Below are 24,994 nucleotides of genomic sequence, written 5' to 3'. Positions count from 1 at the left end.
CCGGGTGGACCTTCCCTCGTACCTTCGCCGTATGACGTACCGCATCAGTGAACTCCTCGAGAAGGCGGCCGCGCACGCCGTGCCCGTCGTGCGCGGCATCCGGGACACCCAGTTTCCGTCCCTGACCCCCTGCTCGGCCTATGACGTACGGGAGCTGGTGAACCACCTCTTCGAGGTGGTCGTGCACTTCCAGGCGCTCGCGGCGAAGGAGCAGTCCCCGTACGGCGACATCCCCGACCGACTCCACGGCGACTGGCGGAAGGCCTTCGAGGAGGAGGTGCGGAAGCTGGTGGAGGCGTGGGCGCGCCCGGGTGCCGAGGAGGGCACCACGGGTTCGATGGACATGCCGGCCCGGACGGTCGCCTCAATGGTGCTGCTGGACCTGACCGTGCACGCGTGGGACCTGGCCAAGGCCACCGGGCAGCACTTCGAACCCGACGCCGAGGTGGTGGACGGGCTGTACGCGGCGGTGGAGGCGATGGCGCCCATGGCGCGCCAGATGGACGTGTTCGGGGACGCGGTGACCCTGCCGGAGGGGGCGTCGGCGTTCGACCGGCTGCTGGCCCTGACGGGGCGCGATCCGCGCGTGTGGGCCGGCTGAGCCGAGCGGGCCGACCGGGCGGAGGTCCCACAGCCCGCACCCGCCCCGTCAGCGGCTGCGGCCCTCGGAGCGGAGCCTGACGTGCGCGACGACCTGCCGGAACGCCTGTTCCTCGGCGGGTGTGAGTGTCACCGTCTCCTGCGGATGCCACACGCGCTCCAGCGGAACGGCGCGCGCCCGGCCGGCCGCACGCCGACCACGGGCACCCAGTGCGAGCCAGGCGACGGCCGACAGGCCGAGCAGACAGAGAACGACGACACGGGGGTCGGTGAAGTGGTCGGACATGGCGGTCTCCGGGGCGCGACGGCCGCTACGCGGGCCCTGCCAGAGGCCGTACAGCGGCATGGGCGATTCCTGCTGCTTCCTCCCGACTCGGCCAGTTAACACCAGCTCAGGGGCTCGCGGCAGGGGGAAGCGCTGACCAATCCGGGGCCCGGGGCGGGGCGGGTCCGTGGGGGGCGCACGCCTGCGCCCTTGTGCGGTCCGTTGATCCCCCTCAAGGTGTCCGAAAAGGAGAGGTCCCGCCGGGAGGGAGCAGCGCGTGACGAACGCCGGGGCATGGGAATTCACCGACGACAGAGGCGCGGTCTTACGGCTGCCGCGCAGGCCGGAACGAGTGGTGGCCTACATACGCGCCGGGGCGGCGCTCCAGGACGCCGGAATGACGCCGGTCGCGGTGTACGGATCGGGGCACGACGGGGACGTGCTCGACCCGGTCAAGGCGGGGGCGCTCGGCGACGCCGGGGTCGCGTACCTCGGGCCGGGCAGGACACTGGACGACGAGGCGCTGCGGGCGGTGGGGCCGGACCTCGTCGTGGAGGTGACCTACGACGGGAAGAGCCCGTACGCGCTCGACGAGGCGGTCGCGGACCGGCTCGGTGTCCCGCTCCTGGCCCTCTCGGTCGGCAGCGAACTGTCCCTGGGGGCGATCCTGGGCCGTTTCGCGGAGCTGAGCCGCGCGCTGGGCGGAGGACAGGGCGGAGGGATGGGCGGAGGGATGGGCGGAGGGCTGAGCGGGCTCGGCGGTGGGGGCGCCGCGACCGTCCCCACGGACCACGACTTCGCGGCGGCGGAGCAGGCGGTGCGCACGGCGGTGGTGGAGGCGGTACGCAGGGCGCGCACGGCGACGACCGAGGAACCCCGCACGCCGGGCGACCCCGGCCCGGCGACAGATCCCGGGGGGACCCCGCCTCTCCGTGTCCTCGCCCTCTCAGGGGCGGGGCCCGACCAGGTCCACCTCGCCCGTCCCCAGGCGTGGCCCGAGTTGGCTCATCTGCTGACGCTGGGTGTTCCGCTCATCGAGCCCGGGCCCGGTGCCGGGGCGAACTGGCTGACCGCCGACTGGGACCGGGTCGCCGCGCTCCACCCCGACCTGGTGCTCGTCGACAGCCGCGCCAACGCCGTGCAGCCCGCCGTGTCGGCCGCGTACCCGGCGTGGAGCGCGCTCACCGCCCATGCGCGCGTGGAGCCGTGGAACCCGGAGACTCCGCCGAGCCCTGCCGCGTACGGGCGCTTCTTCCGCGCCGTGGCCCAGGCGCTGGGCGGCCTGGGGGGCACCGCCTGACGCTCAGCCCCTGAAGTGACCGGCCGGGCCGAGGAGGCGATCGCGGAGGGCGTTCGCCAGCTCCTCGGCCCGGGCCAGCTGTGTGCGAAGGTCCGCGACCCGGCGCGCGGCGGCCCGCTCGAAGCCCTCGACCCGGGCGAGGAGTGCCTGCCGCTCGCCCGGCTCCAGCATCTCGCCGGAGTCCAGCCGGTCCGTGGCGGCCAGCAGCTCGCGTGTCTCGTCGAGCGTGAAACCGAGCGGCTTGAGGCGGTGGATCACCTTCAGCCGGACGACATCGGTCTCCGTGTAGAGCCGGAATCCACCCTGGGTGCGGGCCGAGGGGATGACCAGGCCGCTGTCCTCGTACTGGCGGATGGTGCGCAGCGACAGCGCGGTCCGTGCGGCGACTTCGCCGATCTGCATGTGCTCGGAGACCTGCGTGTGCTCGATGATCACAGCAACCGACCCTCTTTTCGTACGTACATCCCTTATGTCCTATGTCCGTACGGTCATGATGCCCAACGCCGCCGCCCTGGCAGTCACGCGCCACGCCCTGTCTCGCGGGCGCTTCGGTGTCGGCTTCGGGTCGTCCCGGGCGGCTGGTCAGGCGAGCCGCGCCGCCCGGCCGCGCAGATACCGCGCCTCGGGCAGGCTCAGCGTGCGCCCCGCCGCCAGCCGGTAGGCGTCACGCGCGGCCGGGGCGTCTCCCGCCTTCTCCAGCAGATGCGCGCGTACGGCGTCCAGGCGGTGGTGGCCCGCCAGCCGGCCCTCCAGGCGCGCGACCTCGTCGAGGCCCGCCCGGGGGCCGTGCACCATGGCGACGGCCACCGCCCGGCCGAGCTCGGCCATCGGCTCGGGCGCACGGGTCACCAGCAGGTCGTACAGGGCGAGGATCTGGGGCCAGTCGGTGTCCTCGGGGCGCTTCGCCTCGTCGTGCAGGGCGGCAATGGCGGCCTGGAGCTGGTAGGCGCCGGCCGGGCCCTCGGACAGGGCCTCCTCGACCAGGTCGGTGCCCTCGGCGATGGCGTGCCGGTCCCAGCGGGCGCGGTCCTGCTCGTCGAGCGGGATCAGCTCGCCGCCGGGTCCCGTGCGCGCCGCGCTGCGGGCGTCGGTGAGCAGCATCAGCGCCAGCAGCCCGGTCACCGCGCCCTCCCTCGGCAGCAGGCGGCGCACGGCGCGGGTCAGCCGGATCGCCTCGCGGGCCAGGTCGGCGCGGTGCAGCGAGCTGCCGGACGTCGCGGTGTAGCCCTCGTTGAAGATCAGGTACAGCACCTGGAGGACGACGGCGAGCCGCTGATCGCGGTCCTCGGTCGCCGGCTGGCGGAAGGGGGCGCCTTTGACCTTCGCCTTCGCGCGGCTGATCCGCTGCGCCATGGTCGCTTCCGGGACCAGATGCGCGCGGGCGATCTCGGCCGTGGTCAGACCGCCGACCGCGCGCAGGGTGAGCGCCACCTGGGCGGGCGGGGTCAGTTCGGGGTGGCAGCAGAGGAAGAGCAGGGTGAGGGTGTCGTCGTCGGCCGGGGCGCGGCTCTCACCCGGTGGGGGCGCGGTGGAGGCGTCACGGGGCTGGAGCCGCGCGGCCGTCTCCTCCCGGCGGCGCCGGGCCTCGTCGGCGCGGAGCCGGTCGGTCAGCCGGCGCGAGGCGACCTTGATGAGCCAGCCGCGCGGATTGTCCGGGACGCCGGTCCGGGGCCACTGCTCGGCGGCGGCGATGAGGGCCTCCTGGACGGCGTCCTCGGCCGGGTCGAAGTGACCGTACCGGCGCACCAGCGCGCCGAGGACCTGCGGCGCGTGCCGGCGCAGCAGGTCCACGACCCGGTCGCTGTCAGACGACATCGCCTCCGCCGCCGTCCTGGATGGGCCGGATGACCACCGGGTAGTCCGTGACGCCCTCGGGGACCGGGCACTGCGCGACCCGCGCCGCGATCTCGGTGACCCGGTCCAGGCTCTCGCAGTCGAGGACCCAGTAGCCGGCCAGCAGCTCCTTGGTCTCCCCGTAGGGCCCGTCCGTGATCACCGGACGGCCGTCGGCGTCGGCGGTCACCAGCCGGGTCCGCGCCGGTTCCACGAGCCCCTGCGCGTCGACGAGCTCACCGGACTCGGCGAGGTCGTCGTTGATCTGGTTCATGAAGGCGAACATCGCCTGCAGGTCCTTCTCGCTCCAGGCGGGGCTGTGCGTGGACGGCTTGCCGTTCATCGCGTCGTAGTCCGCCTGCGTTCCCTGCACCATCACCAGGTACTTCATGGTCTCGCTCCTTCTGGATGCGCCCTGGCCCCTTGTGGGCGACGGGGGCGGCTCTCACAGGGGACGTCGGAGCCGATGGCGCGTTCTCGACGCGCCTCGGAGGAAATTCCATGACCATTTTCCCGGAACGGGCCCGGAAGCACCGTGTGGCGCGTCGGCCGCGTCACCGTGGGAGCGCGTCGGCCCTGGGGCGTGCCGTGCGGGCGGGCTCGGCCCGGATCACCGCGCGAGCGTGTCGGCCCGGGTCAGGGCCAGACCAGACAGTACGGCTGGTGTCCCGCCTCGTGGAGGCGGACCGAGAAGTCCTGCCACTCGTGGAGCAGCTGGTAGACGTTGAACGCGTCGCGCGGGCCCCCGCGGTCGGGGACCGTCGACCAGATGAAGGCCGCCGCGCCCACCGACTCCTCGCCGATGCCGCGCAGCGGGTCGACCACGGTCATGGGCAGCTTCACCACGGCGTAGTCGGGATGCAGGACCACGAGCTCCAGCGGGGGCACCTTGTGCAGGGGCATGCCCTGGATGCCGGTGAGGACCATCGCGGCTATCGTCTCCGGCTTGATCTTGGTGAACATGCCACCCATGCCGAGCTCGTCGCCGCCGAGCTCCTCGGGGCGCATGGAAATGGGCACGCGGGCGGCCGTCGCGCCGTCGGGTGCGCCGAAGTACTTGTAGGTCACCCCCACTCGGCCACTCCTGCTTCCCGTGGGTTCGTCCCGTTCGTGTCGCCGGTGCTTCCCCCGCCGGGCAGGCTCGGGACCCAGATCGTCGGTCCCCTCGCCCAGTCCGCCACCGCGATGCATATCTCCACCCGACTGCTTTTTAGGCAACACAGCCCCCGCCGCGCAACCCGATCATCGTGACAGTGACCTCCCCCACGCTCGTGCGGTGAAACACCTGTCCGCAAGAACGTCCTGGCCTCTGACACCATGGATTCGTGAGCTTTCCCTATGACGCCCCAGTTTCGCAGACGCGGAGGGGAAACAATCCGTCGTGATCCCGGGGGCCCACGCCGTCGATCGTCAGCCGTCTCTCCGTACTCGCAGGTCAGGACCAAAGTGCCGTATTCATACGAAGCCCCAGTCTCACAGACGCTTTTCGACCGCGCGTCCCTCGTGACGCCCGGCGGCGTGAACTCTCCGGTGCGTGCCTTCCGGGCCGTGGGTGGTACGCCCCGGTTCATGGTGTCCGGTACCGGTCCGTATCTCACCGACGCGGACGGACGGGACTATGTCGACCTCGTCTGCTCGTGGGGGCCGATGATCCTCGGCCATTCTCACCCCGAGGTGATCGCGGCGGTTCAGGACGCGGTCGCGCGCGGCACCTCCTTCGGTACGCCGGGGGTGGGCGAGGTCGAGCTCGCCGAGGAGATCGTCGCCCGGATCGAGCCCGTCGAGCAGGTACGACTGGTGTCGTCCGGCACCGAGGCGACCATGTCGGCGATCCGGCTGGCCCGCGGGTTCACCGGCCGGGCGAAGGTCGTCAAGTTCGCCGGCTGCTACCACGGGCACGTGGACGCGCTGCTGGCCGCGGCCGGCTCCGGTCTCGCGACCTTCGCGCTGCCGGACACCCCCGGGGTCACCGGTGCGCAGGCCGGTGACACGGTCGTGCTGCCGTACAACGACCTGGAGGCGGTGCGCGCCGCGTTCGCCGCGCACCCCGGTGAGATCGCCTGTGTGATCACCGAGGCCTCGCCCGGCAACATGGGCGTCGTCCCGCCGAAGGACGGCTTCAACGCCGGTCTCAAGGAGATCTGTGCCGAGAACGGCGCGCTGTACATCTCCGACGAGGTCATGACCGGTTTCCGTACGTCGAAGGCGGGCTGGTACGGCGTCGACGGGGTGAAGCCCGACCTGATGACCTTCGGCAAGGTCATGGGCGGCGGCTTCCCGGCGGCGGCCTTCGGCGGCCGCGCCGATGTCATGGCGCACCTCGCGCCGGCCGGCCCGGTGTACCAGGCGGGCACGCTCTCCGGTAACCCGATCGCCACCGCCGCCGGTCTCGCCCAGCTGCGGCTCCTCGACGACGCCGCGTACGCGAAGGTCGACGCGGTCTCCGAGGAGATCCAGGGCCTGGTCACCGGCGCGCTCACCAAGGAGGGCGTCGCCCACCGGCTCCAGACGGCGAGCAACATGTTCTCGGTCTTCTTCACGCCGGACGAGGTCGTGAACTACGAGGACGCCAAGCGGCAGGAATCCTTCCGCTTCACCGCGTTCTTCCACTCGATGCTGGCGCAGGGCGTCTACCTGCCGCCGTCGGCCTTCGAGTCCTGGTTCGTGTCCACGGCCCATGACGCGCAGGCGGTCGAGCGGATCGCCGCCGCGCTGCCCGCCGCCGCCCGCGCCGCCGCGGAGGCGACCGCATGAGCCCCGAGAACAGCGGCGACGACTTCACCGTCGTCCACCTCATGCGTCACGGCGAGGTGCACAACCCGGACGGTGTCCTCTACGGCCGCCGGGCCGGCTACCACCTGTCCGAGCTGGGCCGGCAAATGGCCGACCGGGTCGCCGAGCACCTGGCCGGGCGGGACATCACGCATGTCGTGGCGTCTCCGCTGGAGCGCGCCCAGGAGACCGCGGCGCCCATCGCCAAGACGCACGGTCTGACGCTCGACACCGACGAGCGGCTGATCGAGGCCGCCAACGTCTTCGAGGGCAAGACCTTCGGCGTGGGCGACGGCGCGCTGCGCAAGCCGGGCAACTGGAAGCACCTCACCAATCCGTTCCAGCCGTCCTGGGGCGAGCCGTACGTCGAGCAGGTCGTCCGGATGATGGGCGCCCTGGACGCGGCGAAGGACGCGGCGCGCGGGCACGAGGCGGTCTGCGTCAGCCATCAGCTGCCGATCTGGATCGTCCGCAGCTTCGTGGAGCGCCGCCGGCTGTGGCACGACCCGCGCCGCCGGCAGTGCACGCTCGCCTCGCTGACCACCTTCACCTACCAGGGCGACAAGATCGTCTCGGTCGGCTACAGCGAGCCGGCCCGCGATCTGGTGCCGGCGCATCTGCTCGCCGGCGCGAAGCCGGTGAAGGGGAAGTCGAAGGCCTTCGGTGCCTGAGACCCGGCGCCGGACCCGGCGCCGGAGGTTCAACACCTGACGCCCGGGGCACACTGCGGGGGCGGCTGGTTGACGACACGTCATCCGGCCGCCCCTGAAAATTTGTACTAATTCCCGGAACCTCCGCCTTCGTTCCTGCATCTCACTCATTGCCGGTTTGAATTACTTATCCGGTAATACGCGAGCGCGGATGGGGACGATATGCGCGGGATCAGTCGAAGGGGATTGCTCGGAGCGGGAGTTGGGGCCGCGGCTGCGATCGGAATCGCCGGATGCGGTACGGACCCGGGGTCGCCCGGGTGGGCAGATCAGGGCAAAGGCGGACAGGCCGGTCACGATGGTCGGCCAAGTGCCTCTCCCAGTAAGCAAGAGGGCCGTCCCATCGGTGACGGTTCCACCTCCGACACCGGAAAGCAGCCCCACCAGCCCGGGCGGCCGGTCCCGCTCGAACCCGGCCAGACGCCCCCGCAGTTCGTGATCTTCTCCTGGGACGGCGCCGGGGAGGTCGGCAACGGTCTCTTCCCGCGCTTCCTCGAGCTCGCCAGGGACCACGACGCGGCGATGACCTTCTTCCTCTCCGGGATCTACCTCCTCCCCGAGTCGAAGAAGTCCCTCTACCGCCCGCCGAACAACGGCATCGGCGCCTCCGACATCGGCTACCTCACCGACGACCACATCAAGGAGACGCTGAAGAACATCCGTCAGGCCTGGCTCGACGGACACGAGATAGGCACCCACTTCAACGGCCACTTCTGCGGCGGCTCCGGATCCGTCGGCAACTGGTCGTCCGCGGACTGGCGCAGTGAGATCGACCAGGCGGTGAAGTTCGTCACCGAGTGGAAGACCCACAGCGGCTGGACCGACCTCGACCCGCTGCCCTTCGACTACCGCAAGGAGCTCGTCGGCGGTCGCACCCCCTGCCTCCTCGGGCAGGACAAGCTGCTGCCCGTCGCCAAGCAGCTCGGCTGGCGCTACGACGCCAGCTCCCCCGGCGGCCGCCAGCGCTGGCCCGAGAAGCGCCAGGGCATCTGGGACCTGCCCCTGCAGGCCGTGCCCTTCCCCGGTCATTCCTTCGAGGTGCTCTCGATGGACTACAACATGCTCGCCAATCAGTCGAAGAATTCGACCAAGGGCATGCCCTCGCGTTATCCGGGCTGGCGCAAGCAGGCCACCGAGGCGTATCTCGCCGGATTCACGCGTGCGTACGAGTCCAATCGCGCCCCCTTCTTCATAGGCAACCACTTCGAACAGTGGAACGGCGGCATCTACATGGACGCCGTCGAGGAGGCCCTGAAGGGCATGGCCGCCAAGAAGGACGTGCGCCTCGTCTCCTTCAGGCAGTTCGTGGACTGGCTGGACGTCCAGGACCCGAAGGTCCTCGACAAGCTCCGCACCCTCGATGTCGGTCAATCGCCGACCGGTGGCTGGAACTCTTTCTTTAAGGCCGCTTGACAAGGGGCTTTACGGGCACCGAGGGGGGCGCCCAAGATCCGTGGAACGTCCATGCGAAACTTTTCACATGAGCCTTAGCCGCGCCCCCCGACGCACCCTGCTGGCCGTCGGAGCCCTCTCGGCCGCCCTTGTCCTGACGGCCTGCAGCTCGGACACCAACGGCAAGTCCGGCGGTGGCGGAGACACCAACTTCGTGAGCAGTACGGGCGGTATCGACACGGTCGCGAAGGGCGAGCGCGTGGCTCCCAAGAAGCTGGCGGGCGCGACGCTCGACGGCGAGCAGCTCGATGTCGCCGATCTCAAGGGCAAGGTCGTCGTCATGAACCTCTGGGGCTCGTGGTGCCCGCCGTGCCGCGCCGAGGCGAAGCATTTCGCCAAGGTCTCCAAGGAGCTCAAGGCCCAGGGCGTGGAGTTCGTCGGGATCAATACCCGCGACGCCAACAAGCAGCCCGCCCTGGCGTTCGAGGAGGATTACGGCCTCGGCTATCCGAGTCTGTACGACCCGACCGGGAAGCTGATCGTCAATGGCTTCCCCAAGGGCAGCCTGAATCCGTCCGGCATTCCGTCCACGATCGTTCTCGACAAGGACGGAAAGATCGCGGCGCGCGCTCTGATGGCCGTGGACGACAAGAAGCTCCGCTCCATGATCGACCCGCTGGTCGCGGAGAAGTGATGAACCAGACGGTATTCAGCGGGGCGCTGCTGCTCGCTCTGCCCCTCGCCCTGCTCGGGGGTCTCGTCTCCTTCTTCTCGCCCTGCGTCCTTCCGTTGGTCCCGGGCTATCTCTCGTACGTCACCGGGGTCACCGGAACCGACCTTGCCGAGGCCCGGCGCGGCCGGATGACCGCCGGTGCCGCGCTGTTCGTGCTCGGCTTCTCCGCCGTGTTCGTCTCCGGCGGGGCGCTCTTCGGATACTTCGGCTGGACCCTCCAGGCACACCGCGAGATCCTCACCACCGTCCTCGGGGTGCTGATGATCGTGATGGGGATCTTCTTCCTCGGCCTGATGCCCTGGTTCACCCAGCGGGAATTCCGCTTCCACAAGCGCCCGGTGACCGGACTGCTGGGGGCGCCCGTGCTGGGCGCGCTCTTCGGCATCGGCTGGACGCCGTGCATCGGCCCCACGCTCGCCTCGGTCAACGCGCTCGCGGCGCAGGAGGCCAGCGCGGGCCGAGGGGCGATACTGACCGTCGCGTACTGCCTCGGCCTCGGCGTGCCGTTCATCCTCGCCGCGGTCGCCTTCCGCAAGGCGCTCGGCGCGTTCGGATGGGTCAAGCGGCACTACGCCTGGGTCATGCGGATCGGTGGCGGCATGATGATCGCGACCGGTCTGCTGCTGCTCACGGGCGCGTGGGACGGCATCGTCCAGCAGATGCAGGGCTGGACCGACGGCTTCCAGGTGGGGATCTGAGTTCCATGGGCACGACCGAAACGACCAACCAGAGCGACCGGAGCGGTCCGGGCGACCCGGGCGAGCAGAACGACCAGCGGGAGCTCGGCGCCGCGGGGTCCCAGCTCTCCACCGCGCCCAGGGAAGAGACCGCCATCGGCGGGCCCACCCTCGGCGTGGTCGGCTGGATCCGCTGGTTCTGGCGGCAGCTGACCTCCATGCGGGTCGCCCTGATCCTTCTCTTCCTGCTGTCCCTCGGGTCGATCCCGGGCTCTCTCATCCCGCAGAACAGCGTGGACGAGGTGAAGGTACGCACCTTCAAGCAGGCCCACGAGACGCTGGCGCCGCTCTACGACAAGCTCCAGCTCTTCGACGTCTACGGCTCGGTGTGGTTCTCCGCGATCTACATCCTGCTGTTCGTCTCCCTCATCGGCTGCATCGTGCCCCGCAGCTGGCAGTTCGTCGGCCAGCTCCGCGGCCGGCCGCCGGGCGCGCCCAAGCGGCTGGACCGGCTGCCCGCCTACACGACCTGGCGCACGGAGGCCGAACCGGAGCAGGTCCGCGAGGCCGCGCTCGTGCTGCTGAGGGACCGCCGTTTCCGTGCCCACGCGGTCGGCGACGCCGTCGCCGCGGAGAAGGGGTATCTGCGCGAGGCGGGCAATCTGCTCTTCCACATCGCGCTGATCGTGATGCTGGTGGCGTTCGCCACCGGACAGCTCTTCAAGTCCGAGGGCGGCAAGCTGATCGTCGAGGGAAGCGGCGACGGCTTCTCCAACACGCTCACGCAGTACGACGACTTCAAGTCCGGGTCGCTGTTCAGCACGGACGAGCTGGAGCCGTTCAGCTTCAAGCTGGACACCTTCACCGGGACGTACGAGAAGAACGGCCCCCAGCGCGGCACTCCCCGCACCTTCGAGGCGGCCGTGACCTACTCCGAGAACGGCGGCGCCGACAAGAAGGCCGTCATCCGGGTCAACGAGCCGCTGAAGGTCGGCGGCTCCAAGGTCTATCTGATCGCCCACGGGTACGCGCCGGTCGTCACCGTCAGGGACGGCAAGGGCAAGGTCGTCTACAACGGAGCCGTACCTCTGCTGCCGATCGACAACAACGTCACCTCGACCGGCGCGATCAAGGTGATGGACGGCTACCGCGACGCGAAGACGGGCAGGAAGACCCAGCTCGGCTTCCAGGCCTTCTTCGTGCCGACCTTCGCGGGCGCCGGCCAGGGCAGCATGTTCTCGCAGTTCCCGGCCCTGGACTTCCCGGTCATGGCGCTCACCGGCTACAAGGGCGATCTGGGCGTCGACTCCGGCCTGCCGCAGAACGTGTACCAGCTGAACAAGAACAAGATGACCCAGTTCACCGACAAGAACGGCAACAAGCTGGCGCAGCGGCTGCTGCCCGGTGAGTCGATGACCCTGCCCGACGGTGCCGGCTCGATCACCTTCGAGAAGGACATCAGGGAATGGGCCAGCTTCCAGATCTCCCAGCAGCCCGGCAACGGGCTCGCCCTCGGGGGAGCCGTCGCCGCGATCGCCGGTCTGACCGGCTCGCTGTTCATCCAGCGGCGCAGGATCTGGGTCCGCGCCGTACGGGAAGAGGACGGCACGACCGTCGTCGAGATGGCGGGCCTCGGCCGCAGCGAGTCCGCGAAGCTTCCCGAGGAGCTGGCCGATCTGGCGGTCACGCTCACCACACAGGCGCCGACCGCGCCGGACCACGCAGCAGGACCCGCCGAAGCCGAAGGGGCTGAGAAGTGACGCTCGCCGCCGCGACCAACGAGAGCCTGGCGCAGATGAGCAACGTGCTCGTCTACTCCTCGATGGCCGTCTACACGCTGGCCTTCCTGGCCCATATCGCCGAGTGGGTCCTCGGCAGCCGCAGCAAGGTCGGCCGCACGGCCGCCGCGCTGACCGCCTCCGCCGCCCCCGCCGTGAAGGTCCAGGTCAATAAGGCGGGCGGGACCACCGTCATGGACCGGCCGCGGGTGATCACCCGGTCCGCCGCCGGCACGCGGGACGTGCCGGACGGCCCCGGGGCCGCCGGCGGAGACGTGAAGGGCGACCTGTACGGCCGTATCGCTGTCTCACTCACCGCGCTCGCGTTCCTGATCGAGGCCGCGGGCGTGGTGGCGCGCGCGGTCTCGGTGCAGCGCGCCCCCTGGGGCAACATGTACGAGTTCTCGATCACCTTCTCCACGGTGGCGACCGGCGCGTACCTCGGCTTCCTCGTCGCGAGGAAGAACGTCCGCTGGATCGGACTCCCGCTGGTCACCACCGTCCTGCTCGACCTGGGCATGGCCACCACATGGCTCTACACCGACAGCGACCAGCTGGTTCCGGCGCTGGACTCGTACTGGCTGTGGATCCATGTCTCCACCGCCATCTTCTGCGGCGCGGTCTTCTACCTCGGCGCGGTCGCCACGCTGCTGTACCTCTTCCGCGACTCCTACGAGAACAAGCTCGCGGGCGGTGGCAACCCGGGCTCCTTCGCCCGCTCCGTCCTGGAGCGCCTGCCGTCCGCGGCGAGCCTCGACAAGTTCTCCTACCGGGTCAACGCGGCCGTCTTCCCGCTGTGGACCTTCACGATCATCGCGGGCGCGATCTGGGCGGGCGACGCGTGGGGCCGCTACTGGGGCTGGGACGCCAAGGAGGTCTGGTCCTTCATCACATGGGTCGGCTACGCGGCGTATCTGCACGCCCGGGCGACGGCCGGCTGGAAGGGCCGCAAGGCCGCGTACATCGCGCTGATCGCCTTCGGCTGCTTCCTCTTCAACTATTACGGCGTGAACATCTTCGTGAACAGCAAGCACTCCTACGCCGGGGTCTGACTCCCCGGCGCGGTCCGCCTGGCTCGCGCCGGGCGCGCCCGCGCGTGACGCTGGAGGCATGGCAGATGCGATCACCCGGGGAGCGAGTGAGACCCATGGCGATACGCACGTGCTGCGGTACGTGCTGAGCCTGCCGTACCCCGTCGTACGAGTCTGGGCCGCCGTGGCCACACCGGAGGGTCTTCCGGGGTGGCTCGCGGCGGCCGATCCATTGGAGCCCCGCCTCGGCGGGGCGGTCACCCTGCGCTGGCTCAACACGGACAGCGAGGGCCACCACACGACCGTCTCCGGCCGGGTGACGGCCTGGGACCCGGAGTACGTCGCCGAGTACACCGTCGGCGCCCCGCACGGCCGGATCCGCTTCCACCTGGAGCCGGCCCGTGACGGCGGGACCGTCCTGCGCTTCACCAACGAGTTCCAGGGCACCGACGAGCTGCGGCTGGACTGCCTCGCCGGCTGGCACCACCACTTCGAGCTGCTGATCGACGCCCTGGAGGGCGGTCCCATGACGGACTGGGAGTCCTGGACCCCGGACCGCTGGCAGCAGCTGCGGGACGGCTACGCACGCGACGAGCAGCGCTGGCCGCGCTGGGAGCCGTAGGGCGAAGCTCAGCCGGCCGCGGGCGGCAGACAGTTCCCGGCGGGCGGCTTGCCCTCCGGCCAGGCGATCTGCACGAACCGCTGACTCCCGTCCCCCGCCAGCTCCACCACCGGCACCGCCTTGTTGTACGGATTCCCGTAGTTGTCCAGGCAGATCCAGCCGCTCGCACCCTCCACCCGCAGCGACCCCTTCACCTGGGGCCACTGGGCCCCGACGTCGGGCAGCGCCGGCAGCTTCCGGCCGTCCACGGTCGCCTGCCGGACGGCGTGCACGGCCATCGCCATCGCGTCGTACGCGACGATCGACTGGCCGTCGGCGAGCTCGACCTCGCCCATGGGGCCGACCGGGCCGGCCGCCGCCCGGTTCATCGTCGCCAGGAACGCGTCGTACGAGGCCGTCGAGCCGCCCGTCGCCGGGACCGGCCGGTCCTCAGCGGGCTTCCAGGCGTCCGGGTGGGCCAGCGAGGCGTACCGCACCGTCAGCTTCGCGCGCAGCGCCTCCCGCTTGAGCTTGGCGTCACCGCCGAGATAGGAGGCCTCGTCACCGGTGAGCACGGTGAAGGCACGCCGGGTGCAGCCCCGGGCGCCGAGCGCGTTGATGAACTGCCGCAGCTGGGTGTGGCGTCCGGCGAAGAACACCGTCTCGGCGTCGGTGTCGCAGATGAGATGGGTGATCTGCCGGAAGGTATTGGCGGTGGTGCCCTCCTCGGTGGGGTCCGCCGGGGAGGTGAAGAGCTGTGGCTCGTACGGAGCGCCCTTCAGCGAAGCGGCGAACGCGTTCTTGAGGGTGTCGGTGTAGTGGTCGCCGGTGCGGGTGTCCTGCACGAGGAGGGCCTTCGCGCCGTTCACCTTGCCGAAGTGGGCCAGGGCCCGTGCCTCGTCGGTGTTGGTGGGGGAGACCCGGGCCAGACCCGGATACGGGTTGCGGCCCGGACCGTTGGCGATGTCGTCCGCGGTGATGGTGGTGCCGACGACCGCGATGCGCGCGGCGGTCAGCTCGGTGACCGCGCCGCGCATCTCGGTGGAGCTGGTGGCGACCCCTGAGACCGCCCGCAGCTGGTGCGGCGCGCCGGTCATCCCCTTGAGCATGGCCACCGTCGCACGCCAGTGGGCGTTGCCCTTGCCGGTGTTGGCGAGGACGAGGCGGATGCGGGGCATCTGGTCGTTGGACTCGTGATTGGCCCGGTACTGCTGGGCGAACGCCCCCTGCACCTCGTGCAGGACCTTGTCCCGCATTCCGGTGTCGGGCGAGGTCAGCGGGAGCAGCACGGCGACCGTGGCGTAGTCGCCCGTCTTGAGGGTCGCGTTCTCCCGGCCGATCGCGCGCGCGACCTGGGTCAGCGCCGGGACACCGAAGTCATGTCCGTCGCCGTTGACGCCGACGCATTCGGTACTGCCCTGCGGGCGGGCGACACCGCTCGCGCAGGAACGGTCCTCCGGGGCGGTGACGGTGTTGATGGCATAGACGGCACCGGCGATGACCAGGGCCAGCACCAGGACGGAGGTGATGATCTTCTGGCGGGTGGTGTAGAAGACGCGGTAGCGCAAACGGTTGGGCACGCTCGTCAGGCTCCGTCCTCCCGGCCCGGCGGCAGCGAGAGCTCCTGCCAGGCGCGGATGTCCTTCGGCCAGTGGGTGGCCGCGTCCCACAGCGGACTGTTGCCTGTCCGGTGCCGTCCGGACAGCTGGCGCAGCTCGTGCGCCATCTTGTCGACGACCGTGTCGTCGGGCAGGGCGAGCGGATCGGTCAGCAGCCACACGGCGTGCAGCAGCCGCCGCAGACAGAGGTGGAGTTCGGCCGCGTCGCCGTCGAGTCCGTCGGGGAGCGCCGCCGCTTCCTGCCCCAGCGCCACCGCGCGGCGCGGATCGGGCCCGGTGGCCCGCGGCTCGCGGGGGTACGGCGCCGAGGCGATGAACCGCAGCCGCCCCAGCCAGCCCACCACGTCCGGCTCGGGGAAGGTCAGCCGCAGCCGGGCCACGGCCTCCTCGGTCCGGCCGAGGGCGAGTTCCTGGTGGAGGCGGTACGGGCCGGGTTCGGGGCCGTAGAAGCCGCTCAGCGTCTCGTACACGGCGCGCCAGGCCGTGTACGCGGGGTGGTCGGCGTCGTGGAAGCGCAGCCGGTGCAGCAGCAGGGCCCGCAGCAGCGGGTCGCCGACGAAGTGCTCGGCGCCGCCCGGCCAGTCGTCGGCGCGCAGCATGTCCCGCACGCGCAGGGCCATGTCGCCGTCCAGGGACTCGCCGCGCAGCCGGGTCCTGGCGAGGGTGCGCGCCGACTCCTCGCCGTGGGCGGCGGCGAGGACGGCGAGCGGCTCGGGGCGCAGGCCCGGGAGCAGTTCGCCGAGCAGGGTCGCGGCGACCGGCACCGGGGGGCTGTCCTCGCGCAGCTCCACCGTGAGATCGAGCAGCGCGCCAGGGGTGAGAGTGGACCGGATCGAGGCCGGGGCCTCGCCCGCCGCCCGGCCCAGCAGGGCGACCCCGAGCGGCCGTCCGCCGGTCAGCCGGTGCACCCCGCGGGCCAGGTCGGACGGGGTACGGCCGGCCGGGTCGAACCGGTCGAAGGCGGTCTGTGTCTGGGTCGGGCTCAGCGGGGTCAGCTCCACCGCGAGGATCCCGGAGGTGATGTCCGTCCCGCGCGGACTCGGCGCCCGGTGCGCGGTCTCCGGCAGCCGCAGCCGAGTGGCGTGCCGCAGTCCGGTGTGGTCGCGGACCCGGGAGGAGGCCATCACCACGACCTGGTCGCGGCGGCCGCCGGCGCGCTCGCGCAGAATCGGTTCGACGAGACGTCGGCCGAGCGGGAGATGGGCGTTGTCGAGGAGGACGAGTGGGCGGCCCCGGCGGGTGCCGCGCCGGGTCAGGCCCGTGTAGGCGCGGCAGACGTCCTCCACGAGCGCGCCGACGAGGAAGTCCTCGGCCTCGACGCGGCGGCGGCCGCCCTGTTCGAAGTCCATGGCGAGCTGCTGGAGTCCGGCCTTTCCGCGGCCGCCCGCGTTGCGGTAGGCGCCGTACCAGCTGTCGGACTTCTGCTGGAAGCGGCCGAACACTTCCTCCAGGACCGTCTCGACGGTGGCCTCGGCGAGCAGCCCGGCCATCGGGGCCGTCGTCTCCGCCGCGTTGGCCGCCATCTTGGCGAGGACCTTGGTGACCCAGTTCGCGGCCGCGCCCTTGGTCGCGTCGACCGTGGCGAGGACGGGTCCGAGCCGCTGCAGATCGCGCCGGGCCCGCTCGTCGTCCTCGTGGGACCAGCTGATGCTCGCGACGGCGACCAGCCCGAGCGACAGCCGGGGGAACTGCACGGGCTTGGCCGTGTGGATCCTGGGCGCCAGTTGGACGGCCAGTTCGGCGAGGGCGCCGGTGAGCGGATTCCAGCCGGGCCCGTGGTCGGCGGGCGGCTCGATGTGTGCGCAGTCGATCAGCGCGAGCGGGGTGCCGCCACGGTAGGCGTTGCGTATCTGCTTGAGCAGCGCGGTCTTGCCCATGCCGCGGCCGCCGGTGAAGACGGTGACGGGCGGATCGTCGCCGTGTTCGTACTCGACGCGGGTGAAGCTGTACGGGGCCAGGCCGATGAGGCGCGCGGCGAGACCGGTCCCGTCGAAGACCGCCTCGCGGCCGTGCAGCTCTCTGTCCACCGCCACCCCCCAGTGTCACGAGACAGTTCCTGTCACAGCGTCACATCAACGATAACCACAGGGAGTTGCCTCATGGTCAAGGATTGCGACGAAGGTCGCGCGATCCGTCAGTTCGCGGTGATCGCGTCGAGCTGGGCGCGCAGATAGGTGTGGGATTCGATTCCGCGCACGGTGGTGCCCGGATCGCACTCGTAGAAGTAGACCAGGGACATCAGCTCCTCCGACGGCGCGTCGGCCGGCGGGGGCAGCACCCGGTGGCGGCCGGAGCGCCAGCGTCCGCCGGTCCAATGGGCCATCAGGTCGCCGATGTTGAGGGTGAAGGCGGCCGGATCGTACGGCGCGTCCTCCCAGCCGCCCTCGTCGGTGAAGACCTGGAGCCCGCCCCTGCCCGCCTGCCGGTCCAGGACGGTGACCGTACCGAAGTCGGTGTGCGGGCCGATCCGGAACTGGCCCGGCCGCGGCTCGCCGGTCACCTCACGGCCCGGATACCAGTTGATGTTGAATCCCCAGGTGGGGTGGCCGGTGTGCCGGGTGAAGAAGTCCTCGCCCTCCCCGAGAACCGTCCCGAGGAGCTCCAGGACCCGGTCGGAGAGGACGCGCATCTGCGCGAGGTAGGTCGTCACCAGCGGCTTCAGGCCGGGTACTTCGGCCGGCCAGGTGTTGGGCAGGAACCACTCCTCGTCCACCGCCCGTTCCCCGGTCGGCTCGTCCGCCGCGAACGACAGCGACTCCTTCAGATCGGGCGGGGTCGCCGTCCCCTCCGCGTACCCGTTGGCCTCGGCGCCCGGCCCGAGCCAGCCGCGCCCGCCGACCTTCACGGCGTACGGCTCCTTGGCGGCGGCGGGCAGCCGGAAGAAGCCCCGGGCCGTCTCCCGGATCTCGTGCCGCAGCGCGGGATCCACTCCATGCCCGGTGACCAGCAGGAATCCGGCGGTCCGCAGCGCGTGGTCGATGGTCCCGGCCGCCGCCTCGGGCGCCCCGGAGAGGTCGATGGTCGGAATGCGCGTCTCAGCCATGGCCGATGTCCTCGTTCCACAGGGCCGGATGTTCCTCGATGAAGTCCCGCATCAGCGCGGTGCACTCCGGGTCGTCCAGCACCACGATCCCGACCCCGTGCTCCGCCAGCCAGTCGTGCCCGCCGTGGAAGGTCTCGGCCTCGCCGACGACGACCCGGGAGATCCCGAACTGCCGGACCAGACCGCTGCAGTACCAGCAGGGCGACAGTGTCGTCACCATCGTCGTCCCCCGGTACGAGCGCTGCCGCCCGGCGTCCCGGAACGCGGCGGTCTCCGCGTGCAGGGACGGATCCCCGTCCTGGACGCGCCGGTTGTGCCCGCGCCCGAGGACGGTGCCGTCGGGGCCGTACAGCGCCGCCCCGATCGGAATCCCGCCCTCCGCGAGCCCGGCACGGGCCTCCGCGAGCGCGGTCCCCAGCCAGCGCCGTGCCTCTTCCAGATCCATGCCACGACCCTTCCCCGGAGGGACGGCGACATCACCCACGACGCGCCGCCGTCCCCCATCGGCTGCGCCGATGGACCCATCGGCAGGACGCCCCAGTGGCCCGTGGACCGGCCCAGGCCTCCGTCCGTAGCGTCGGCGTCATGAGAAACGAGACCAGGGGAAGCATCGAACTCACCCTCGCCATGGTGCTCTCCGGCACCCTCGGCGTCTTCGTCGTCGAATCCGGGGCGTCGCCCTTCAACGTGGTGTTCTTCCGGTGCCTGTTCGGGGCGCTCGCCCTCGGCGCGTACAGCCTCGCCCGCGGCTACTTCACCGACCACGGCCTCACCCCGCGAAAGTTCGCCCTCGCCGCGCTCGGCGGTGTCTTCATCGTCTTCAACTGGGCGTTCCTCTTCGAGGCGTACGAAGCGACCTCGATCTCCTTCGCCACCGTCGTCTACCACACACAGCCGTTCTACGTGGTGCTGCTCGGCGCGGTGCTCCTGCGGGAGCGGCTCACCGCCCGTCGGCTCGGCTGGCTGGTCGTCGCCTTCGCGGGCCTGATCCTGGTCTCCGGCATCCGCCCCGGAGACACCGGCTCGCTCAAGGGCCTCGGCCTCGCGCTGCTCGCCGCCGTCTTCTACGCGATCTCCACGGTGATCACCAAGCGGGTCACCGGCGTCCGTCCCCACCTGGTCGCCCTGGTGCAGGTACTCGTCGGCATCCCGCTGCTGCTGCCCTTCGCCAACTTCGCCGAGGCGGCCACCCTCGGCTCCGGATGGGCGTGGCTGGTCGGCCTCGGCCTCATCCACACCGGCCTGATGTACGTCCTGATGTACGCCGCCTACCAGAAGCTGCCCACCGCCAAGATCGCCGTGCTCGCGTTCACCTACCCGGCCGTCGCGATGGTCGCCGACTGGGCGGTCTACGGCCACCACATCTCTCTCGTCCAGGCGCTCGGCGTCCCGCTGATCGTGCTCGCGAGCCTCAGGGTCACGCTTCCGGCGCGGACCCCTGCTCCGACACCAGTCGGCGCGCCTGCTCCACGAACAGCCGCACATGCGCCGGCAGCCGCTTCCCCCTCCGCCACGCGAGCTGGGTGACGAGCGTGAACGGCGGCTCCCAGTCCAGCTCCACCAGCGTCCCGGCCGTCAGCTCCGCCGCCACGGCGACGCGAGGCAGCAGCGCCACCCCGAGGCCGCCGGCCACCCCGCGCTTGGTCGCCTCGATCGTCCCGAACTCCATGAACGGCGGCGGCGTCCCCGTACGCTCGCGCACCTCGTCCTCGAAGAGGTCGCGGTACGGACAGCCCGGCTCGGTCCCCACCAGCTGCGCGGCCGCGAGCGCGGCGGTCGTCAGCCCGGGCCGGCCGGCCAGTGGGTGGCCGGGCGCGCTCACCAGGACCAGCGGCTCGGCCGTCAGGACCTCGGTCTCCAGGCCGGCGTGCTCGGTCACCGGCTCCATCAGGAACCCGATGTCATAGGTCCCCCGGCGCAGGGCCTGCCGGGTCTCGTCGCCCAGCGTGGGGCGGAGCGACAGACGCACCTTGGGGTAGCGGTGGTGGAACAACTCCAGGAGCGGCGGCAGCCGGTAGGAGGTGAGCGACTCCATCGTGCCGATGGTGATCGAGCCGGCCGGTTCTCCCGCGTCCGCGACGGCGGCCCGCGCCTCGTCGCTCAGCTCGATGATCTGGCGGGCGTACGGGAGGAACCGTTCACCGGCCGCGGTGAGGCGGATGCGGCTGCCCAGCCGGTCGAAGAGCTCGGCGCCCAGCGAGGTCTCCAGCGAACGGATCTGGCTGGTCACGCTGGACTGGGCGTACTTCAGCTCGGTGGCGGCCCGGGTGAAGCTGAGGACGGTGGCGACCTTCTCGAAGGTCACCAGCAGGCGGAGTTCCACGTCAGGACTTCGGGTCGTCGTCCTGCTCGCGGCGCTTGAGCTCCTCCTCGCGGCGGCGCAGGTCCGCCTCCCAGTCCTTGAGGAGCGACTCGTCCTTCTTGTTCTCCTCGCGCAACGACTTCAGGAAGTCGGGGTTGTCGTCCGGAGCCACCCACTCCTGGCGGTGGTTGCGGTGCCACTCGGAGGGGGTGCGGCCGCCGGAGGGGACGTGGCGCATCTTGCCGGCGGCCAGCCAGACGATCGGACCGACGACCCAGAAGAGCAGGATGATGAAGACCCAGGCGACCTTCGGGAGGTGCTTGGCCTCGTCCTCGGGGGTGTTGAGGCAGTCGATGAAGGCGTAGATCGTCAACGCCAGCGGCAGGATGTACATCAGTGCCCTGAGCATGTGGAACAGCCCCCTGGAAGCGTTGGCGGACCGTACTGACCGGCCCCGGTGACGGCCCAAGGTTAGCGGTCGGGCGCCGGGCCGCGCGCGGCGCCCGCAAGGCCCGTGAGGGCGCTGTCCTCCCGGGGCGCGCGCAGCGGCCCGAGTGCCTCAGGGATACTGGGCCCCATGGCTTACGACGATCTCCGCTCGCTGCTCAGAGCGCTGGAGCGCGAGGGCGACCTCAAGCGCATCAAGGCCGAAGTCGACCCCTACCTGGAGGTCGGGGAGATCGTCGACCGGGTGAACAAGGCCGGCGGTCCCGCTCTCCTCTTCGAGAACGTGCGCGGCTCCTCCATGCCGCTCGCCATGAACGTCTTCGGTACCGATCGCCGCCTGCTCAAGGCACTCGGCCTGAAGTCCTACGAGGAGATCAGCGACAAGATCGGCGGGCTGCTCAAGCCGGAGCTGCCGCAGGGTTTCATCGGTGTCCGCGAGGCCTTCGGGAAGCTCGGCTCGATGGTCCACGTGCCGCCGAAGAAGGTGAAGGACGCCCCCGTCCAGGAGGTCGTCCTCACCGGCGACGACGTCGATCTCGACCAGCTGCCCGCGCTGTTCACCTGGCCCAAGGACGGCGGGTCCTTCTTCAACCTGGGCCTCACCCACACCAAGCACCCCGAGACCGGCGTACGGAACCTCGGTCTCTACCGCCTCCAGCGCCACGACAAGCGCACCATCGGCATGCACTGGCAGATCCACAAGGACAGCCGCAACCACTACGCGGTGGCCGCCAAGCGCGGCGAGCGGCTGCCGGTCGCCATCGCCTTCGGCTGCCCGCCCGCCGTGACGTACGCGTCGACCGCGCCGCTGCCCGGTGACATCGACGAGTACCTGTTCGCCGGTTTCGTCCAGGGCAAGCGGATCGAGATGGTCGACTGCAAGACCGTCCCGCTCCAGGTCCCCGCGCAGGCCGAGGTCGTCATCGAGGGCTGGCTGGAGCCGGGCGAGACGCTCCCCGAGGGCCCCTTCGGCGACCACACGGGCTTCTACACCCCGCAGGAGCCGTTCCCCGCGCTGACGATCGACTGCGTGACGATGCGCAAGCGCCCGCTGCTCCAGTCGATCGTGGTGGGACGGCCGCCGACGGAGGACGGCCCGCTGGGGCGCGCGACCGAGCGGTTCTTCCTGCCCCTGCTCAAGATCATCATCCCGGACATCGTGGACTACCACCTGCCCGAGTCGGGCGGCTTCCACAACTGCGCCATCGTCTCGATCGACAAGAAGTACCCGAAGCACGCGCAGAAGGTCATGCACGCCATCTGGGGCGCGCACATGATGTCGCTGACCAAGCTGATCATCGTGGTCGACGCCGACTGTGACGTGCACGATCTGCACGAGGTGTCCTGGCGGGCCCTCGGGAACACCGACTACGCGCGCGACCTGACCGTCGTCGAGGGTCCGGTGGACCACCTCGACCACGCCTCGTACCAGCAGTTCTGGGGAGGCAAGGCGGGCATCGACGCCACGAAGAAGCTCCCCGAGGAGGGGTACACGCGCGACGGCGGCTGGCCGGACATGGTCGAGTCGGACCCCGAGACGGCGGCGAAGGTCGACCGCCGGTGGAAGGAGTACGGGCTGTGACCACGGCCGCCGTGCCCGGCGCGCAGCCGGGCCGTACCAAAGCCTTCCTACGGCTGGTGATGATCGAGCACTCGGTCTTCGCGCTGCCCTTCGCCTACATCGCCGCGCTCAGCGCGATGTTCCAGCTGGACGGGAACGTCCACTGGATCAAGCTGCTGCTCGTCACCGTCGCCATGGTCGGCCTGCGCACCTTCGCGATGGCCTGCAACCGGATCATCGACCGCGAGATCGACGCCCGTAACCCGCGCACCGCCAACCGCGAGCTGGTGACCGGCGCGATGTCGGTGAAGTCCGCGTGGACGGGCGCGGGTGTCGCCGTCGTGATCTTCCTCGGCGCCGCCGCGCTGCTCAACCCGCTCTGCCTGGCCCTCGCGCCGCTCGCGGTCGTTCCGATGGTGGTCTATCCGTACGGGAAGCGGTTCACCAATTTCCCGCACGCGATCCTGGGCCTCGCCCAGGCCATCGGCCCGATCGGCGCCTGGCTGGCGATCACCGGCAGCTGGTCCTGGGACGCGGTGATCCTCGGTCTCGCCGTCGGCATCTGGATCGGCGGCTTCGACCTGATCTTCGCCTGCCAGGACGTGGAGGCCGACCGCGCCCACGGCGTGATGTCGGTTCCGGCGCGCTTCGGCATCCCGGCGGCGCTGTACGGCGCCCGGGCGTCGGCGGTCCTGACCACGGCCCTGCTGACCTGGTACGCCGTGGCGACGGACGCGGGTGTCTTCTTCTGGACGGGCCTGGCGATCGTGGCGGCGGCCTTCGTCTACGAACACAACGTCGTCAAGCCCCACGACCTGTCCCGCCTGAACCGCGCCTTCTTCACGACGAACGGCTTCATCGGCATCTCCCTCTTCATCTGCGCCCTCCTGGACCTCCTGGTGCGCGGCCTGACGGTGTGACCCGGTCGTGGGCGCCTTCTTCGATCTCCGGGTGCGAGTCCGGCCGTTCGCGTAGCTTGCGGCCTGCCATCGAGTGCAGAAGCAGGGAGGCCGACGTACCACCGGACCCGAGCGCCACCTGACTCATTCGTGGGTGCGCGCCGCCGGATAGGCTCATCGGCGTGGAGCCGGTAGAGCAACAGCGTCGTCCCTGGGTCGTCGGGGTGTCCGGGGCGTCAGGAACCCCGTACGCCGCCGCCGTGCTGCGGGGGCTGCTCGACGCGGGGGAGAGCGTGGATCTCGTCGTGAGCCGGGCCTCGCGGCTCACCCTGCTCGACGAGACCGGCATCGCTTTTCGCGACGCGCACTGGCGGGACGACCTTCGGGCCTGGCTGGCCCGTGGAGCCGACGGGAAGCCGGACACCTTCCGGCCGGACGTCGATGGGGTGCGGTACTGGGCGGCGGGGGATCTGGCCGCCGGACCGTCCTCGGGGTCGTACCCCGTGAAGGGGATGCTCATCGTGCCGGCGTCGACGGCGTGCGTGGCCGGCGTGGCGCTCGGGCTGTCGAAGGATCTGCTCCAGCGGGCGGCGAGCGTGACGCTCAAGGAGCGGCGGCCCCTGGTGGTCGCGGTGCGGGAGACCCCGCTGAACGGCCAGACGCTCAAGCAGCTGGTGGCGCTGGACGAGGCGGGCGCGGTGGTCCTGCCCGCCTCCCCCGCCTTCTACGCGGGGGCGAGGCACATCCAGGATCTGGTGGACTTCGTCGCCGGACGGGTGCTGGACGCGGCCGGGGTGCCGCACGGCCTGTACCGCCGCTGGGAGGGAGAGCTGGGCTCTCTGGGCGATCATTCCTGAGATCGCCCTTGATCAGGTAAAAGATTCACAGGGTGTTAGCCCTGCATGCCTTAGTTTCTACACTTAGACTCGCGGTATCGCTGGACAATGGAAGGCTTCAGGCATATGGACGCCGTGGACAGGCAGCTCATCCAGGCTCTGCGGGAGAACGGCAGGGCCTCGTACGCCGAGCTCGGCCGACTCGTCGGGCTCTCCGGGCCCTCCGTCACCGACCGCATCAACCGGCTGGAGGCCGCCGGGGTCATCACCGGCTACCGCGCCACCGTCGACGCGGCCTCGCTCGGCCTCGGTGTCACCGCGCTGATCGGCATCTCGCTCTCCGACGCCGCCGACCACGAGGACGTGGCACGCCGGCTCAAGGACCTCGCCGAGATCGAGGACTGCTGGTTCATCGCGGGTGACGACTCCTTCATGCTCAAGGTGCGGGCCAGCGACGTCGACGGCCTGGAGAAGACGATCCGCCGGCTGAGCGGCACGAAGGGCGTCTCCCGTACGCGCACGACGATCGTGCTCTCCACCAAGTGGGAGAACAGGGTCGGTGAGCTGCCCGAGGAGGGCTAGCCCGCCGGGCACA

At 70.7% G+C, this 24,994-nt stretch carries 26 protein-coding genes; 15 read left to right on the top strand and 11 right to left on the bottom strand.

Annotated elements, in window-relative coordinates; all coding sequences use genetic code 11:
* The first annotated feature begins 31 nt into the window (after positions 1-31).
* Complete coding sequence (locus tag ACZ7J0_RS12890; protein WP_470886671.1) at positions 32-601, top strand: TIGR03086 family metal-binding protein; 570 nt, start codon at positions 32-34, stop codon at positions 599-601.
* Between the two features lie 48 nt (positions 602-649).
* On the opposite strand, the gene ACZ7J0_RS12885 is transcribed toward ACZ7J0_RS12890, so the two are convergent.
* Positions 650-946 carry a hypothetical protein gene (locus ACZ7J0_RS12885; RefSeq protein WP_470886669.1) on the bottom strand — a complete coding sequence of 99 codons (297 nt, stop codon included), beginning with the start codon at positions 944-946 and terminating at the stop codon, positions 650-652.
* 196 nt (positions 947-1,142) lie between these two features.
* Here ACZ7J0_RS12885 and ACZ7J0_RS12880 point away from each other — a divergent pair, with 196 nt between their 5' ends.
* Complete coding sequence (locus ACZ7J0_RS12880) at positions 1,143-2,165, top strand: ABC transporter substrate-binding protein (RefSeq protein WP_470886667.1); 1,023 nt, start codon at positions 1,143-1,145, stop codon at positions 2,163-2,165.
* Between the two features lie 3 nt (positions 2,166-2,168).
* Here ACZ7J0_RS12880 and ACZ7J0_RS12875 read toward each other — a convergent pair whose 3' ends face one another.
* The 4 genes from ACZ7J0_RS12875 to ACZ7J0_RS12860 form a co-directional block, all read right to left on the bottom strand.
* Positions 2,169-2,567 carry a MerR family transcriptional regulator gene (locus ACZ7J0_RS12875; RefSeq protein ID WP_470886779.1) on the bottom strand — a complete coding sequence of 133 codons (399 nt, stop codon included), beginning with the start codon at positions 2,565-2,567 and terminating at the stop codon, positions 2,169-2,171.
* Positions 2,568-2,747: 180 nt separating this feature from the next.
* Entirely contained in the window at positions 2,748-3,980 is a 1,233-nt protein-coding gene (locus ACZ7J0_RS12870; protein ID WP_470886665.1) for an RNA polymerase sigma factor, read from the bottom strand.
* Positions 3,970-4,389 (bottom strand): YciI family protein, encoded by a 420-nt coding sequence (locus ACZ7J0_RS12865; RefSeq protein WP_470886663.1) that lies wholly within the window; start codon positions 4,387-4,389, stop codon positions 3,970-3,972. The genes ACZ7J0_RS12870 and ACZ7J0_RS12865 overlap by 11 nt, the downstream gene beginning before the upstream one ends.
* 245 nt (positions 4,390-4,634) lie before the next feature.
* The gene (locus ACZ7J0_RS12860) at positions 4,635-5,189 is read right to left on the bottom strand and encodes a hypothetical protein (RefSeq protein WP_468708588.1); all 555 of its coding nucleotides are present in this window, start codon (positions 5,187-5,189) and stop codon (positions 4,635-4,637) included.
* A gap of 255 nt (positions 5,190-5,444) precedes the next feature.
* On the opposite strand from ACZ7J0_RS12860, the gene hemL reads away from it, so the two are divergent.
* From hemL to ACZ7J0_RS12820, 8 genes are all read left to right on the top strand, one after another.
* Positions 5,445-6,752 (top strand): glutamate-1-semialdehyde 2,1-aminomutase, encoded by a 1,308-nt coding sequence (hemL, locus tag ACZ7J0_RS12855; RefSeq protein WP_468708587.1) that lies wholly within the window; start codon positions 5,445-5,447, stop codon positions 6,750-6,752.
* Complete coding sequence (locus ACZ7J0_RS12850; protein ID WP_470886661.1) at positions 6,749-7,441, top strand: histidine phosphatase family protein; 693 nt, start codon at positions 6,749-6,751, stop codon at positions 7,439-7,441. The genes hemL and ACZ7J0_RS12850 overlap by 4 nt, the downstream gene beginning before the upstream one ends.
* Positions 7,442-7,642: 201 nt before the next feature.
* Positions 7,643-8,893, top strand: a complete 1,251-nt coding sequence (locus ACZ7J0_RS12845; RefSeq protein ID WP_470886659.1) for a polysaccharide deacetylase family protein — start codon at positions 7,643-7,645, stop codon at positions 8,891-8,893.
* A gap of 67 nt (positions 8,894-8,960) precedes the next feature.
* Positions 8,961-9,566, top strand: a complete 606-nt coding sequence (locus ACZ7J0_RS12840) for a TlpA family protein disulfide reductase (RefSeq protein WP_470886657.1) — start codon at positions 8,961-8,963, stop codon at positions 9,564-9,566.
* Positions 9,566-10,303: a cytochrome c biogenesis CcdA family protein gene (locus ACZ7J0_RS12835; protein WP_469122186.1), complete on the top strand. Its 738-nt coding sequence runs from the start codon at positions 9,566-9,568 to the stop codon at positions 10,301-10,303. The genes ACZ7J0_RS12840 and ACZ7J0_RS12835 overlap by 1 nt, the downstream gene beginning before the upstream one ends.
* On the top strand, positions 10,300-12,042 hold the full coding sequence (resB, locus tag ACZ7J0_RS12830) for a cytochrome c biogenesis protein ResB (protein ID WP_470886777.1): 1,743 nt from the start codon (positions 10,300-10,302) through the stop codon (positions 12,040-12,042). The genes ACZ7J0_RS12835 and resB overlap by 4 nt, the downstream gene beginning before the upstream one ends.
* Positions 12,039-13,112 carry a c-type cytochrome biogenesis protein CcsB gene (gene ccsB, locus ACZ7J0_RS12825; RefSeq protein ID WP_470886655.1) on the top strand — a complete coding sequence of 358 codons (1,074 nt, stop codon included), beginning with the start codon at positions 12,039-12,041 and terminating at the stop codon, positions 13,110-13,112. Before resB ends, ccsB begins: the two co-directional genes overlap by 4 nt.
* A 58-nt stretch (positions 13,113-13,170) precedes the next feature.
* Positions 13,171-13,713: an SRPBCC domain-containing protein gene (locus ACZ7J0_RS12820; protein WP_470886653.1), complete on the top strand. Its 543-nt coding sequence runs from the start codon at positions 13,171-13,173 to the stop codon at positions 13,711-13,713.
* 8 nt (positions 13,714-13,721) lie between these two features.
* On the opposite strand, the gene ACZ7J0_RS12815 is transcribed toward ACZ7J0_RS12820, so the two are convergent.
* The 4 genes from ACZ7J0_RS12815 to ACZ7J0_RS12800 form a co-directional block, all read right to left on the bottom strand.
* Entirely contained in the window at positions 13,722-15,272 is a 1,551-nt protein-coding gene (locus ACZ7J0_RS12815; RefSeq protein WP_470886651.1) for a hypothetical protein, read from the bottom strand.
* Between the two features lie 5 nt (positions 15,273-15,277).
* The gene (locus ACZ7J0_RS12810; protein ID WP_470886649.1) at positions 15,278-17,338 is read right to left on the bottom strand and encodes a hypothetical protein; all 2,061 of its coding nucleotides are present in this window, start codon (positions 17,336-17,338) and stop codon (positions 15,278-15,280) included.
* 107 nt (positions 17,339-17,445) lie between these two features.
* The gene (locus tag ACZ7J0_RS12805; protein WP_470886647.1) at positions 17,446-18,354 is read right to left on the bottom strand and encodes an isopenicillin N synthase family dioxygenase; all 909 of its coding nucleotides are present in this window, start codon (positions 18,352-18,354) and stop codon (positions 17,446-17,448) included.
* A complete protein-coding gene (locus ACZ7J0_RS12800; RefSeq protein WP_470886645.1) occupies positions 18,347-18,799 on the bottom strand; it encodes a nucleoside deaminase in 453 nt (150 codons plus the stop codon). The genes ACZ7J0_RS12805 and ACZ7J0_RS12800 overlap by 8 nt, the downstream gene beginning before the upstream one ends.
* Positions 18,800-18,939: 140 nt before the next feature.
* Here ACZ7J0_RS12800 and ACZ7J0_RS12795 point away from each other — a divergent pair, with 140 nt between their 5' ends.
* Positions 18,940-19,881 carry a DMT family transporter gene (locus ACZ7J0_RS12795; RefSeq protein ID WP_470886643.1) on the top strand — a complete coding sequence of 314 codons (942 nt, stop codon included), beginning with the start codon at positions 18,940-18,942 and terminating at the stop codon, positions 19,879-19,881.
* On the opposite strand, the gene ACZ7J0_RS12790 is transcribed toward ACZ7J0_RS12795, so the two are convergent.
* Positions 19,772-20,677 (bottom strand): LysR family transcriptional regulator, encoded by a 906-nt coding sequence (locus ACZ7J0_RS12790; protein ID WP_470886641.1) that lies wholly within the window; start codon positions 20,675-20,677, stop codon positions 19,772-19,774. The two genes, ACZ7J0_RS12795 and ACZ7J0_RS12790, sit on opposite strands and share 110 nt — an antisense overlap.
* A gap of 1 nt (position 20,678) precedes the next feature.
* Positions 20,679-21,065, bottom strand: a complete 387-nt coding sequence (locus tag ACZ7J0_RS12785; protein WP_470886639.1) for a PLD nuclease N-terminal domain-containing protein — start codon at positions 21,063-21,065, stop codon at positions 20,679-20,681.
* Positions 21,066-21,233: 168 nt separating this feature from the next.
* Here ACZ7J0_RS12785 and ACZ7J0_RS12780 point away from each other — a divergent pair, with 168 nt between their 5' ends.
* The 4 genes from ACZ7J0_RS12780 to ACZ7J0_RS12765 all read left to right on the top strand — a co-directional run bounded on the left by ACZ7J0_RS12780 (position 21,234) and on the right by ACZ7J0_RS12765 (position 24,981).
* Positions 21,234-22,685, top strand: a complete 1,452-nt coding sequence (locus ACZ7J0_RS12780; protein ID WP_470886637.1) for a menaquinone biosynthesis decarboxylase — start codon at positions 21,234-21,236, stop codon at positions 22,683-22,685.
* A complete protein-coding gene (gene mqnP / locus ACZ7J0_RS12775; protein WP_470886635.1) occupies positions 22,682-23,584 on the top strand; it encodes a menaquinone biosynthesis prenyltransferase MqnP in 903 nt (300 codons plus the stop codon). Before ACZ7J0_RS12780 ends, mqnP begins: the two co-directional genes overlap by 4 nt.
* A 161-nt stretch (positions 23,585-23,745) precedes the next feature.
* Positions 23,746-24,420: a UbiX family flavin prenyltransferase gene (locus ACZ7J0_RS12770; protein WP_470886633.1), complete on the top strand. Its 675-nt coding sequence runs from the start codon at positions 23,746-23,748 to the stop codon at positions 24,418-24,420.
* 105 nt (positions 24,421-24,525) lie between these two features.
* Complete coding sequence (locus tag ACZ7J0_RS12765; RefSeq protein ID WP_015034327.1) at positions 24,526-24,981, top strand: Lrp/AsnC family transcriptional regulator; 456 nt, start codon at positions 24,526-24,528, stop codon at positions 24,979-24,981.
* The last annotated feature ends 13 nt before the right edge of the window (positions 24,982-24,994 follow it).

It is taken from the genome of Streptomyces sp. NPDC038280 (assembly GCF_055600045.1).
This window is presented reverse-complemented; position numbering and strand designations above follow the sequence as displayed.